13 protein-coding genes are annotated in these 13,265 nt (G+C 68.8%); 4 read left to right on the forward strand and 9 right to left on the reverse strand.

From position 1 onward, the window contains the following. Window positions 1-65 precede the first annotated feature (65 nt). The 4 genes from IT40_RS10660 to prpB are packed head-to-tail and all read left to right on the forward strand — an operon-like array spanning window position 66 to window position 4,056. Entirely contained in the window at window positions 66-467 is a 402-nt protein-coding gene (locus IT40_RS10660; RefSeq protein ID WP_036754375.1) for an acyl-CoA thioesterase, read from the forward strand. After that, window positions 454-1,965 (forward strand): MmgE/PrpD family protein, encoded by a 1,512-nt coding sequence (locus IT40_RS10665; protein ID WP_036754377.1) that lies wholly within the window; start codon window positions 454-456, stop codon window positions 1,963-1,965. Before IT40_RS10660 ends, IT40_RS10665 begins: the two co-directional genes overlap by 14 nt. Window positions 1,966-1,975: 10 nt before the next feature. Then, window positions 1,976-3,145, forward strand: a complete 1,170-nt coding sequence (gene prpC / locus IT40_RS10670; RefSeq protein ID WP_036754380.1) for a bifunctional 2-methylcitrate synthase/citrate synthase — start codon at window positions 1,976-1,978, stop codon at window positions 3,143-3,145. Then, entirely contained in the window at window positions 3,145-4,056 is a 912-nt protein-coding gene (gene prpB, locus IT40_RS10675; protein WP_036754382.1) for a methylisocitrate lyase, read from the forward strand. Before prpC ends, prpB begins: the two co-directional genes overlap by 1 nt. 130 nt (window positions 4,057-4,186) lie before the next feature. Here prpB and paaZ read toward each other — a convergent pair whose 3' ends face one another. The 9 genes from paaZ to IT40_RS10720 all read right to left on the reverse strand — a co-directional run bounded on the left by paaZ (window position 4,187) and on the right by IT40_RS10720 (window position 13,168). Continuing rightward, entirely contained in the window at window positions 4,187-6,250 is a 2,064-nt protein-coding gene (gene paaZ, locus IT40_RS10680) for a phenylacetic acid degradation bifunctional protein PaaZ (RefSeq protein ID WP_036754384.1), read from the reverse strand. A gap of 79 nt (window positions 6,251-6,329) precedes the next feature. Further along, window positions 6,330-7,082, reverse strand: a complete 753-nt coding sequence (locus IT40_RS10685) for a Phenylacetic acid catabolic protein (RefSeq protein WP_036754386.1) — start codon at window positions 7,080-7,082, stop codon at window positions 6,330-6,332. Between the two features lie 22 nt (window positions 7,083-7,104). Further along, window positions 7,105-8,181 (reverse strand): 1,2-phenylacetyl-CoA epoxidase subunit PaaE, encoded by a 1,077-nt coding sequence (paaE, locus tag IT40_RS10690; protein WP_036754388.1) that lies wholly within the window; start codon window positions 8,179-8,181, stop codon window positions 7,105-7,107. A gap of 31 nt (window positions 8,182-8,212) precedes the next feature. Further along, on the reverse strand, window positions 8,213-8,734 hold the full coding sequence (gene paaD / locus IT40_RS10695) for a 1,2-phenylacetyl-CoA epoxidase subunit PaaD (protein WP_036754391.1): 522 nt from the start codon (window positions 8,732-8,734) through the stop codon (window positions 8,213-8,215). Window positions 8,735-8,739: 5 nt separating this feature from the next. Continuing rightward, window positions 8,740-9,594, reverse strand: a complete 855-nt coding sequence (paaC, locus tag IT40_RS10700) for a 1,2-phenylacetyl-CoA epoxidase subunit PaaC (RefSeq protein WP_208021273.1) — start codon at window positions 9,592-9,594, stop codon at window positions 8,740-8,742. Continuing rightward, window positions 9,594-9,878 (reverse strand): 1,2-phenylacetyl-CoA epoxidase subunit PaaB, encoded by a 285-nt coding sequence (gene paaB, locus IT40_RS10705; RefSeq protein WP_011751029.1) that lies wholly within the window; start codon window positions 9,876-9,878, stop codon window positions 9,594-9,596. Before paaB ends, paaC begins: the two co-directional genes overlap by 1 nt. 73 nt (window positions 9,879-9,951) lie before the next feature. Next, complete coding sequence (paaA, locus tag IT40_RS10710) at window positions 9,952-10,941, reverse strand: 1,2-phenylacetyl-CoA epoxidase subunit PaaA (protein WP_036754394.1); 990 nt, start codon at window positions 10,939-10,941, stop codon at window positions 9,952-9,954. Between the two features lie 18 nt (window positions 10,942-10,959). After that, the gene (gene pcaF / locus IT40_RS10715) at window positions 10,960-12,165 is read right to left on the reverse strand and encodes a 3-oxoadipyl-CoA thiolase (RefSeq protein ID WP_036754397.1); all 1,206 of its coding nucleotides are present in this window, start codon (window positions 12,163-12,165) and stop codon (window positions 10,960-10,962) included. A 148-nt stretch (window positions 12,166-12,313) separates the two neighbouring features. Then, the gene (locus IT40_RS10720) at window positions 12,314-13,168 is read right to left on the reverse strand and encodes a PaaX family transcriptional regulator C-terminal domain-containing protein (RefSeq protein ID WP_036754400.1); all 855 of its coding nucleotides are present in this window, start codon (window positions 13,166-13,168) and stop codon (window positions 12,314-12,316) included. Window positions 13,169-13,265 lie beyond the last annotated feature (97 nt).

The following is a 13,265-nucleotide window of genomic DNA, read 5'->3' on the forward strand; positions in this document are numbered from 1 at the left end:
AGTAGTTTAACCGGCGATGCGCCTTGTGGATAGATGGCTTTGCCAATTTTGCGAAGGCAGGAACGATGGGCACAGAGACCCGCATGGTCGAGATGATCTTTCCCGATGCCGCGAACCATTACGGCACGCTGTTCGGCGGCAATGCGCTGGCCCTGATGGCCAAGGCGGCCTTCATCGCCGCCACCCGCCACGCCGGCGGCTCGGTCGTCATGGCGCGCTCGGAGCGGGTGGATTTCACCACCCCGATCCGCGTGGGCGAGATCCTGGACCTGACCGCCCGCGTCATCCGCACCGGCCGCAGTTCGATGACCGTCGAGGTGCTTGGCCTGGCCCAGGCGACGACGGGCGCGACCGAAAGGCAGGCGCTCTCGGGCCGCTTCGAAATGGTGGCGGTGGATGCGCATGGCCGTCCGCTGCCCATCGCCCAGAACATCACCAGCGAAGGACTGACCCATGATCACCCATGACCTGCGGACCTGGAAATCCGCCGAACACCTGCCGCGCGAACAGCAGCTGGCCTGGAAGATCGCCGAGGTGGCGGCCGACCCGGTGGCGGTGGAGCCGGCCGTGACCGAGATGATCGTGAACCGCATCATCGACAATGCTGCGGTGGCGGCGGCCTCGCTGGCGCGGCGCCCGGTGGCCTCGGCCAGGGCGCAGGCGCTGTGCCATCCGTTCCAGCGCGGCGCCACGGTCTTCGGCATGACCGACGCCACCCGCGTCAGCCCGGAATGGGCGGCCTGGGCCAATGGCACCGCGGTGCGCGAGCTGGATTTCCACGACACCTTCCTGGCCGCCGACTATTCCCACCCCGGCGACAACATCCCGCCCATCCTGGCCGTGGCGCAACATTGCGTCCGCTCGGGGCGCGACCTGATCCGCGGCATCGCCACCGGCTACGAGATCCAGGTGAACCTGGTGCGCGGCATCTGCCTGCACGAGCACAAGATCGACCATATCGCCCATCTGGGGCCCTCGGCCGCCGCCGGCATCGGCACGGCTCTGAACCTGCCCGCGCAGACCATCTACCAGGCGGTGCAGCAGGCGCTGCACGTCACCACCACTACCCGCCAAAGCCGCAAGGGCGAGATTTCCAGCTGGAAGGCCTATGCCCCCGCCTTCGCCGGCAAGATGGCGATCGAGGCGGTGGACCGAGTGATGCGCGGCGAAGGCGCCCCCAGCCCGGCATGGGAGGGCGAGGACGGCTTCATCGCCTGGCTGCTTTCCGGCCCCGAGGCCCGCTACCAGGTGCCGCTGCCGGGCCAGGGCGAGGCCAAGCGCGCCATCCTCGACACCTACACCAAGGAGCATTCGGCGGAATATCAAAGCCAGGCGCTGATCGACCTTGCCCGCCGGTTGGGGCCGCAGATCGGCGACCTGTCGCAGGTGGACGGCATCGTGATCCACACCAGCCACCATACGCATCATGTCATCGGCACCGGCGCCAACGACCCGCAGAAGCTGGACCCCAAGGCCTCGCGCGAGACGCTGGACCATTCCATCATGTATATCTTTGCCGTGGCGCTGGAGGATGGCGGCTGGCATCACGAACGCTCCTATGCCCCCGAGCGCGCGCAACGCCCCGAAACCGTGGCGCTGTGGCACAAGATCACCACCGTCGAAGACCCCGAATGGACCCGGCGCTATCACGCCCGCGACCCCAGGGAAAAGGCGTTCGGCGGCCGCGTCGCGGTCACGCTCAGGGACGGCCGGGTGATCGAGGACGAGCTGGCGCTGGCCGACGCCCATCCCGACGGCGCGCGTCCCTTCATGCGGGAAAACTATATCCAGAAGTTCCTGACCCTGTCGGACGGCATCATCGCCACCGCCGAGCAGCACCGCTTCCTCGACGCGGTGCAAGGCCTGCCCGACCTGCCCGCCGGGCGACTGGGAGAGCTGAACTTCACCGTCTCGCCCGCGCGCCTGGGCGAGGCCGCGCCCCATGGCATCTTCGACTGGAAATAAGGAGATCACGATGAGCGGTTCCGCCAGGAAACCCAAGAAGTCGGTGGCCCTTTCAGGGGTCGTCGCCGGCAACACCGCGCTGTGCAGCGTCGGCCAAAGCGGCAATGACCTGCATTATCGCGGCTTCGACATCCTCGACATCGCCGAAGCCTGCGAGTTCGAGGAGATTGCGCATCTGCTGATCCACGGCACCCTGCCCTCGGCCGCGGAACTGGCCGCCTACAAGGCCAAGCTGCGCAGCTTGCGCGGCCTGCCGCTGGCGGTGCGCCAGACGCTCGAGGCGATCCCGGCCGCGGCGCATCCGATGGACGTGCTGCGCTCGGGCGTCTCGGCCATGGGCTGCGTGCTGCCCGAGGCGCATGACCACAACATCCCCGGCGCCCGCGACATCGCCGACCGGCTGATCGCGGTGCAGGGCTCGATGCTGCTTTACTGGTATCACCACGCCCAGCATGGCCGCCGCATCGAGGTCGAGACCGAGGACGACAGCATCGCCGGGCATTTCCTGCACCTGCTGCACGGCCGTCCCGCGACCGAGGCCGAGATCCGCGCCATGCACACCACGCTGATCCTTTACGCCGAGCACGAGTTCAACGCCTCGACCTTCACCGCGCGCACCATCGCCGGCACCGGCGCCGACGTCTATTCCGCCATCGCCGGCGCCATCGGCGCGCTGCGCGGGCCCAAGCACGGCGGCGCCAACGAGGTCGCCTTCGAGATCCAGAAGCGCTACGCCACCCCCGACGAGGCCGAGGCCGACATCCGCGCCCGCGTCGCGGCGCGCGAGGTCGTCATCGGCTTCGGCCATCCGGTCTATACCGTCTCGGACCCGCGCAACGTGGTCATCAAGCGCGTCGCCCGCCGGCTGTCCGAGGACAAGGGCGCGACCCGCATGTTCGCCGTGGCCGAGCGGATCGAGGACGTCATGCTGGACGCCAAGGGGATGTTCCCGAACCTCGACTGGTATTCGGCCGTCTCCTATCACCTGCTCGGCGTGCCGACCGCGATGTTCACGCCGATCTTCGTCATCGCCCGCACCGCCGGCTGGGGCGCGCATGTGGTCGAGCAGCGCCAGGACAACAAGATCATCCGCCCCTCGGCCCATTACATCGGCCCGGAAAACCGCCGCTTCCTGCCCATCGACCAGCGCGGCGGGCTGTTGTCCCTGGAGGCCGAGTGATGCCCTATCTGATCGGCTCCGACCTGCCCGAGGCGCCGGCCGGCGCGCGGTTCCGCGCAGCCCTGGCCCGTCCCGGCATCCTGCGCCTGCCCGGCGCGCATAACGGCATGGCCGCGCTTCAGGCCCGCGCGGCGGGGTTTCAGGCGCTCTACCTCTCCGGCGCCGCCATGACCGCCTCGATGGGCCTGCCCGACCTGGGCATCATCACCGTGGACGAGGTCTGCTTCTTCATCCGCCAGATCGCGCGGGCCAGCGGGTTGCCGCTGCTGGTCGATGGCGACACCGGCTATGGCGAGGCGCTGAACGTCATGCACATGGTGCGCAGCTTCGAGGATGCGGGCGCCGCGGCCGTGCATCTGGAGGACCAGCTGCTGCCCAAGAAATGCGGCCACCTGAACGACAAGAAGCTGGCCCCGGCGCAGGACATGGCGGCCAAGGTGGCGGCGGCGGCCCGCGCGCGGCGGCATCTGTTCGTCATCGCCCGCACCGATGCGGCCGCGGCCGAGGGCATCGAAGGCACCGTGGCCCGCGCCAAGCTTTACGTCGAGGCCGGGGCGGACGCGATCTTTCCCGAGGCACTGACCTCGGTCGAGATGTTCCGCGAGGTCCGCGCCCGCCTGCCCGGCGTGAAGCTGCTGGCCAACATGACCGAGTTCGGCCGCACCCCCGCGTTGACCGCGCAGGAGTTCCAGGAGCTTGGCTATGACATGGTGATCTGGCCGGTCTCGTCGCTGCGGGTGGCCAACAAGGCGCAAGAGCGGCTTTACGCCGCGCTGGCCCGCGACGGGGAGACGACGGCCATGCTGCCCGAGATGCAGACCAGGGCCGAGCTTTACGACGCGATCGGGCTCAACGCCTTCGAGGCGCTGGACGCCTCGATCGCGCGCAGCCTGCTGCCCGCGCAGGGCTGAGGCATCGGGCGGGGCGGTCCCGCCCGACGACCGGCGGGGCGCAGGCGCCCACCGTCCCGCCGGTCCGTTCGCGCATCCGGCGACGCAAGCCCGGCGACGCAAGCCCGGCGACGCAAGCCCGGCGACGGCCCTATTGCGCCGCCGCCTGGGCCAGCGGCCATTCCTTGGCCACCATGGTCAGCACGTCGTATTGCGCCACGACCTCGCCCTTCTGGTTCGTCACCTGGCAATCCCAGCGCACCTCGCCATGGCCGGCGTTCTCGCGCGGGTTGATCTCCTTGCAGGTCAGCCGCACTTGCAGCGTGTCGCCGAAATAGACCGGGGTCAGGAAGCGCAGGTTGTCCACGCCGTAATTGGCCAGGACCGGGCCGGGGTTCGGCTCGACGAAAAGACCCGCGGCAAAGCTGGCGATCAGGTAGCCATGCGCCACGCGGTCGTCGAAGAACGGGTTCGCCTTGGCCGCCGCCTCGTCCATATGGGCATAGAAGGTGTCGCCGGTGAAATGGGCGAAATGCTCGACATCCTCGCGGGTGACGGTGCGGGTCGCCGTGACCAGCTGGTCGCCGATGCGCAGCTCGGCCAGCGACTTGCGGAAGGGATGTTCGCCCTGCCGCACGTCGGCACCGGGGATCCAGCGCCCGGTGACGGCCGACAGCAGCCGCGGCGCGCCCTGCACGGCGGTGCGCTGCATGTAATGCTTGACGCCGCGGATGCCGCCCATCTCCTCGCCGCCGCCGGCGCGGCCGGGGCCGCCATGGACCAGCGGCGCCAGGGGCGAGCCATGCCCGGTCGAGGACTTGGCCGAGGCGCGGTTGCCGATCAGCACCCGGCCATGCCAGGGCGCGGTGCCCAGCACCAGCTCCTCGGCGACCTTCGGATCGTCGGTAAAGACCGATGTGACCAGCGAGCCGCGGCCCATCCGCGCCAGCGCCACCGCCTCGTCCAGGTCGTCATAGGGCATGACCGTCGAGACGGGGCCGAAAGCCTCGACCTCATGCACCGCCCCGGCCGCGAAGGGCTTGGCGGCATACATCAGCACCGGGTTCAGGAAGGCGCCCCTGGCCGCGTCGCCCGAGGTCACGCGCACCGCATCGGGATCGCCGGCGACGATCTCGGCCGCCGCCTGCAGGTCGCGGATGCGCTCGCGCACCTCTTCGCGCTGGTCCAGGCTGGCCAGCGGCCCCATGCGCACCCCCTCGTCGCCCGGCAGGCCGACGGCGGTCTTGCCCAGCCGCTCGTCCAGCGCGGCGACCAGGGCGTCGACCTGGGCGCGGGGCGCGATGACGCGGCGGATGGCGGTGCATTTCTGCCCGGCCTTGACCGTCATCTCGCGCGCGACCTCGCGCACGAACAGGTCGAACTCGGGCGTGCCCGCCACCGCGTCGGGGCCGAGGATGGCGGCGTTCAGGCTGTCCGCCTCCATGGTGAAGCGCACGGAATTGGCGATCACCGCCGGATGGGTCTTGAGCTTGCGCCCAGTCCAGGCCGAGCCGGTGAAGGTCACGGCGTCCTGTTCGGTCACATGGTCCAGCAGATCGCCGACCGAGCCGCAGATCAGTTGCAGCGCGCCTTCGGGCAGGATGCCGGTCTCGACGATGCGGCGCACCATCAGCTCGGTCAGATAGGCGGTCTGGCTGGCGGGCTTGACCAGGCAGGGCATCCCGGCCAGCAGCGTCGGCGCGATCTTTTCCAGCATGCCCCAGATCGGGAAGTTGAAGGCGTTGATATGCACCGCCACGCCATGCAGCGGCGTCAGGATATGTTGGGCGCTGAAGCTGCCGTCCTTGGACAGCGGCTCGACATCGCCATCGGTCAGCACGCGGGCATTGGGCAATTCGCGCCGCGCCTTGGAGGCAAAGGTCAGCATGGTGCCGATGCCGCCCTCGATGTCCACCCAGCCGTCGGTGCGGGTGGCGCCGGTATGCAGGCTTTCGGCGTAGAATTCCTCTTTCTGCGCCATCAGCGCCAGGCCCAGGGCCTTGAGCATGCCGGCGCGTTCGTGAAACGACATGGCGCGCAGCCTTGGCCCCGCCGCCTCGCGGCCATGGGCCAGCGCGGCGGCAAAGTCGATGCCGGTCGAATCGATCACGGCCACCGGCTCGCCGGTGGCGGCGTCCAGCAGGGTCTGGCCGGGCTGGCTGCCGGGGGTCCAGCACCCGCAGACATAGCTTTCAAGACGGCGCGGAGTGGTCATTGGCGTTTCCTTGGTCAGTCTTCGTTTTGCTCGGGCGGCAAGGCCGCGCCCGTCGGGGAGCGCGGCCGCAAGCGCCGGTTCAGAGGCCAAGCGCGGCCAGATGTTCCGACACCAGCGCCTCCCAGCGCGCCAGCAGCGCCTCGTTCGGGCTGTGGCGCAGGCCGAAGCGCGCCAGCGTGTCATAGCGCGCCGAATGGGTCAGGCCGAAGCCCGCCGCGACGCGCGGCTGCCAATAGGCGATGGCGGCGCGGGCTTCCTCGCGCCCGGTCTCGGTCTGGGCGATCTGCTCCAGCCCCTCCAGGCCCAGCTCGGCATGGCGGGCCTCGCGCGGGGCGATCTCGCGAAAGACCTCGGCCAGCGGGCCGTAGGAGACGCGGGTCAGCTCGGTCATCTGCACCCCGGTCGCCAGCCCCTGCAGCACGTTCATCACCACCGCATCGGTCCAGCCGGCGATCGGATAGTGGAACACCGACAGCCGCATGTCGCCGGGCCGGCGCGCGGTGCCCAGATCGGCGTCGCGCGGGACGCGGGCGGCCCAGTCGTGGCTGGTCTGGTAGCGGGCGGCATCGGTGCCGAACTCGGCCATCACCCGCAGCACGCGCCCGGCATGGTCGGCCTTTTCCAGCGTGATGCGACTGGCGGCGATACGCTCCTTGATGCCGGGGGCGAGGTTGATCGCATCGGCAAAGCCGGCCGAGGCGGCCAGTTCGCTGTCCACGAAGGACGACATCAGCCGCAAAAGCTCGCCGCGATAGCGGGCGGGCACGTTGCCGGGCGCGGTCAGCACGCCCCCCTGCGCCAGGTAGTCCTCGATATTCATGGTATCGGACATGGGTTCCCCTCCTGCGCCCGGATCATTCGTCATAGGTGACGACCACGCGGTCGCTGACCGGATAGGCCTGGCAGCTCAGCACATAGCCCGCGCGGACCTCGTAATCTTCCAGCGCGTGGTTCACCGCCATCTCGACCTCGCCCTCCAGCACCTTGCAGCGGCAGGTCGAGCAGACGCCCGCCTTGCAGGAATAGGGCGCGTCCATGTTGTTGGCCAGGGCCGCCTCCAGGATCGTCTCGCCCTCGCGCGGCATCTGGAAGGCGCGGGTGGCGCCGTCCAGCGTCACCGTGGCGGCCACGCCCTCGCCCGCGCCGGCCGCCTGGGCCGAGACGGGGCGGGCCTTGGCGCGGCCCGGCTGGCTGGAGGCGAACAGCTCGAACTTGATCTGCTCGTCGCGCAGCCCGTGGCCGCGCAGGGACGCCGCCACGGTCAGCATCATCGGCTCGGGGCCGCAGATGAAGGCGGTGTCGACCGCCTCGGCGTCCAGCCAATGCTGGAGCAGCGCCGTCATCTTGCCCTCGTCGATGCGGCCGGTGAACAGGTCGATCTCCTGCCCCTCCTGCTCCAGCACATGGATGACCGAGAAGCGGCCGAGATAGAGGTTCTTCAGATCCTCCAGCTCCTCGCGGAACATGATGGTGTTGATCTGGCGGTTGGCATAGACCAGCGTGAACTGCGCCCGCGGCTCGCGCGCCAGCACGGTCTTGATGATCGACAGCACCGGGGTGATGCCCGAGCCGGCGGCAAAGCCCAGATACTGCTTTTCCGCCTCGGGCTCGATCGGGGTGAAGAACTTGCCCATCGGCGGCATCGCCTCGATCTCGTCGCCGGGCGCCAGGTTCTCGTTGGCCCAGGTGCTGAAGGCGCCGCCGTCGACGCGCTTGATGCCCACGCGCAGGGTGCCTTCGTCCTTGCCGGCGCAGATCGAATAGGACCGGCGCAGCTCCTCGCCGTCGAAGTCGCGGCGGAAGGTCAGGTATTGGCCCTGGGTGAAGTCGAACAGCGCGCGGTCCTCGTCGCGGGGGGCCAGGGTGACGACCACCGCGTCGCGCGTCTCGCGACGCACATCGGTGACCTTCAGCGGATGGAAGCGTGCCATGGGGGTATCCTTCCTGAAGCGGGGCGCCTTCTTACAGGCATTTGAAATAGTCGAAGGGTTCCAGACAGTCCTTGCAGCGATAATTCGCCTTGCAGGGGGTCGAGCCGAACTGGCTGATCTTTTCGGTATTGGTCGAGCCGCAGCGCGGGCAGGCGATGGTCAGGTTCGCGCCGCTCATGCGGGCGATGCGCCCGGCCAGCACCCCGTCCGCCGCCGTGCCGTCGATGGGCGGCGCGATGCCATAGGCGCGCAGCTTTTCGCGGCCCGCCTGGGTGATCCAGTCGGTGGTCCAGGGCGGGGTCAGCTGGCGTTCCAGCCGCAGCTTGTCGATGCCGTGGCTGCGCAGCGCGGTCTCGATGTCCAGGTTGATGATGCTGGTCGCGGGGCAGCCGGAATAGGTCGGCGTGACCCTGACGACCAGCGTGTCGCCCTGCCATTCGACGCCGCGGATGATGCCCAGGTCGGTCAGGCTGATCACCGGGATCTCCGGGTCGGGCACCTCGGACAGCCAGCCCCAGACCTGCTCGACGCTGGGATGGGTCGCAGCGGCCATGGGCTTTACCAGCTGGCGCCGGGATAGGCGCGTTGCAGGAACTGCATCTCGGCCAGGATATAGCCCAGATGTTCCGTGTGGATGCCCTGCTTGCCGCCCTTGTGCGCAAAGTCGCTTGCGGGGATCTGCAAGGTCGCCTCGCCCAGCACGTGGCGCAGCGTGGCGTCCCAGCCGGCGCGCAGGCTGGCCGGATCGGGGGCGATGCCGCGCGCGGCCATCTGGGCATCCTTGTCGTCGCCCAGGAACATCTCGCCGGCATAGGGCCAGAGCGCGTCCAGCGCCTGCTGCATCCGGCGGTGGCTTTCCTCGGTCCCGTCGCCCAGCCGCACCACCAGGTCGGACGAGCGTTCCAGGTGATAGGCCACTTCCTTGCCGGCCTTGGCCGCGATTTCGGCCACGCGCGGGTCCGAGGATGCCGCCAGCCCCTTCAGCAGTTCATGGTGCCAGGCGTCGAACAGGAACTGCCGCATCAGCGTATGGCCGAAATCGCCGTTCGGACGCTCGCAGATCAGCAGGTTGCGGAAATCCCAGGCGTCGCGCAGATAGGCCAGGTCGTCGGCCGAGCGGCCCTGCCCCTCGACCTCGCCGGCAAGCCCCAGCCACAGCTGGGTCTGGCCGATCAGGTCCAGCGCCACGTTGGCCAGCGCGATGTCTTCCTCGAGCGCCGGCGAATGGCCGCACCATTCGGACACGCGATGGCCCAGGACCAGGGCGCTGTCGCCGATGCGCAGCAGCGTCTCGAAGAACGCCTCCTGGCCCTCGTCGGGCTGGGGCACGGTCGGATGGGCCGGATGGGCCTCGGCCTGATGCCGGGCCAGTTCCGCCACCTGGGGCGTGGTCATGTCGGGCAGCGACGGCATCACATATGCCCCACTTCTTCGGGAATGTCGAAAAAGGTCGGGTGGCGATAGACCTTGGCGTTCGAGGGCTCGAACAGCGGCCCCTTTTCCGAGGGGCTCGACGCGGTGATCTGCGCCGAGGGCACCACCCAGATCGACACGCCCTCGTTGCGGCGGGTATAGACGTCGCGGGCGTTCATGATCGCCATTTCGGCGTCGGGCGCGTGCAGGCTGCCGACATGGCGGTGGTTCAGCCCGTGCTGGCCCCGGATGAAGACTTCCCAGAGCGGCCATTCCTTGGACATGGTTCTCTCTCCCTAAACTTGGTTGCGCCCCGGACCCGGTTGTCCGGCGGCGCCGTTCCTGGCGATTGCGGGCTTACTCGGCGGCCTGCGCGCGGCGGGCTGCGGCCTTCTCGGCATGCGCCATCAGCCCCTCGCGGAACCAGGCGCCGTCCTCCCAGGCCTTGACGCGGGCGCCCAGCCGGTCCTTGTTGCAGGGCCCGTTGCCGGCGATCACGTCGAAGAATTCCGACCAGTCCGGCTCGCTGAAATCGTGGCCGCCCTTTTCCTCGTTCCATTTCAGGTCCGGGTCGGGAACGGTCAGGCCCAGGTATTCCGCCTGCGGCACGGTCTGGTCGACGAATTTCTGCCGCAGCTCGTCATTGGTGTTGATCTTGATCTTCCAGGCCATCGACTGCGCCGAATGCACCGAATCCTTGTCCGAGGGGCCGAACATCATCAGCGCCGGATACCAGAAGCGGTTCAGCGCGTCCTGCGCCATGCGCTTCTGCGCGGGGGTGCCCTGGGCCAGCTTCATCATCACCGCATAGCCCTGGCGCTGGTGGAAGCTTTCCTCCTTGCAGATGCGGATCATGGCGCGGGAATAGGGACCGTAGGAGGTGCGTTGCAGTGGCACCTGGTTCATGATCGCCGCGCCATCGACCAGCCAGCCCACCGCGCCCATGTCGGCCCAGGTCAGCGTCGGATAGTTGAAGATCGAGGAATATTTCATCTTGCCGGCGTGCAAGAGCTCCATCAGCTCGTCGCGCGAGACGCCCAGCGTCTCGGCCGCCGAGTAGAGATAGAGCCCGTGCCCGGCCTCGTCCTGGACCTTGGCCAAGAGGATCGCCTTGCGCTCCAGCGTGGGGGCGCGGGTGATCCAGTTGCCCTCGGGCAGCTGGCCGACGATCTCGCTATGGGCGTGCTGGCCGATCTGGCGGACCAGCGTCTTGCGATAACCCTCGGGCATCCATTCCTTGGGCTCGATCTTCTCGCCGCGGTCGATGCGCTCCTGGAAGGCGATCTCCTGGGGGGTCATCTCCTCGCGGGCTTTCATCCCTTCGGACTTCACAAGCTGGGCATACATGGCAAACTTCTCCCTGGGTCAAACGCGTTCGAGGATCAGCGCGATGCCTTGCCCCACGCCGATGCACATGGTGCAAAGCGCATAGCGCCCGCCGGTGCGATGCAGCTGATACATCGCCGTCGTCACAAGCCGGGCCCCCGACATGCCAAGCGGGTGGCCAAGCGCGATGGCGCCGCCGTTGGGGTTCACATGGGCGGCGTCGTCGGGCAGGCCAAGGTCGCGCAGGGTCGCCAGCGCCTGGCTGGCGAAGGCCTCGTTCAATTCTATCACATCCATCTGGTCGATGGTCAGTCCCGCGCGCGCCAGCACCTTTTTCGCCGCCGGCGCCGGGCCGATGCCCATGATGCGCGGCTCGACCCCCGCCGCCGCCATGGCGACGATGCGCGCCTTGGGCGTCAGGCCGTGCCGTTCCGCCGCCTCGCCGGACAGGATCGCCAGCGCCGCGGCGCCGTCGTTCACGCCCGAGGCATTGCCCGCCGTCACCGACAGATCGGGGCCGTTCACGCCCTTGAGCCGGGCCAGCGTCTCGGCCGTGGTGCCGGGGCGCGGATGCTCGTCGGTGTCGAAGACCACCGGCTCGCCCTTTTTCTGCGGGATGGTGACGGGCACGATCTCGTCGGCAAAGACGCCGGCCTGCTGCGCCGCTTCCCAGCGGGCCTGGCTCTGCGCGGCAAAGGCGTCCTGGTCGGCGCGGCTGACGGCGAAATCGGCGGCGACGTTGTCGGCGGTCTGCGGCATCGAGTCGATGCCGAACCGGGCCTTCATCGCCGGGTTGACGAAGCGCCAGCCGATGGTGGTGTCATAGACCGCATTGGCGCGGGAAAAGGCGCTTTCCGCCTTGGGCATCACGAAGGGGGCGCGGGTCATGCTTTCGACGCCGCCGGCGATGACGAAATCGCAATCGCCCGCCTTGATCGCGCGGGCCGCCATGCCGACCGCATCCATCCCCGAGCCGCAAAGCCGGTTCACCGTGGTCCCCGGCACCGCGACGGGCATGCCCGCCAGCAGCACCGCCATGCGGCCCACGTTGCGGTTGTCCTCGCCCGCCTGGTTGGCGCAGCCATAGATCAGGTCGTCGACCGCCGCCCAGTCCACGCCGGGGTTGCGCTCCATCAGCGCCTTCAGCGGCACTGCCGCCAGGTCGTCCGCCCGGACCGAGGCCAGCGCCCCGCCATAGCGACCAATCGGCGTGCGCACCGCGTCACAGATGAAGGCGTCCTGCATGCTCTCTCCCATTTTCAAGACGAAAGACCGGCGATTCTCCAATTCGCCGACCGATTGGTCAGTTTATACATGGCCAAACATCACAAAGAAAGAAAATTCTTCGCACGCCGTGTAATGTCTGGCGGCATGCGAAAAAGATAATTTCAATTCAGCCGGTTATCCTGCACAGATCGGCCAGTCGCTCTTCGCTCTGGGCGGTTTTCTCGGGCAGGAAGCCGTCGCCGCCCTCGAAATGCGCCCCGATCCAGCGTTCCGCCGCCGGGGAAAGCTGGCAATAGAGGCGGCGGAACAGCGCCCGCGCCTCGTGCCCCTGCCAGTCCGGCGGCAGGGCGGCCTGCGGCAGGCGCGGGTCGCGCAGCAGCACGCCGCGATAGTCATGCACCAAAAGCAGCCGGGCGATCAGCGCCATCTCGTCGGACAGCGCCGCGCCCGCCTCGGCCAGGGGCGCAAACCGCGCCAGCATGTCGAGATAACGCTGATGCAGCGCCGAGAGATCCCAGAACTGCCCGATCCGGCCAAGCGCCGGCGGGTCCGGGGCGTGAAAGACCAGCGCGCCTTCCGGCACCGGCTGGCCGCGGTCGGGCCGGATGAAGACCGCCCCGCCCATATGGCCCATGCGCTGGTGGCGGGCCTCGTCCTCGGTCAGCTCCGGGGCGTGCAGGATCTGCCAGCCCCGCGCCGGCACCTCGGCCTTGTAGAGCAGCCCCGCCGCCTGGTCGAATTCCCGCTGGGCCGAGGCGTCCAGCCGGTAATAGCTGTGCCGCCCCAGCCGCTCGCCGCGCAGCCGATGCGCGGCGACCAGGCGCGAGACGGCGGTGCGCACCAGCGATTCGCTGATGCCGACCCGCTCGCAGACCTCGATCAGCGTGCCGGTCCACAGTACGCCGCCGCGCGGCACCACCACGTCGCCATAGACGGTGACGATGAACGCGGCCGAACGCAGCGCCATTCCCTGCAATATTCCGTCGATCAGCCCGCGCTCGGCCATTCCGCCCCGCCGCATGTTTCCCCGCTGCCTGCAACCGCCGCCATAGAAGCCCGGAAAGCGGTCATGTGCAACGCGGCTTGCCCCTCGGGCGCGGAGATGCCGGCCACCTGTC

This window comes from Paracoccus versutus (assembly GCF_000763885.1).
In the GTDB taxonomy this organism is placed as follows: Bacteria; Pseudomonadota; Alphaproteobacteria; order Rhodobacterales; family Rhodobacteraceae; genus Paracoccus; species Paracoccus versutus.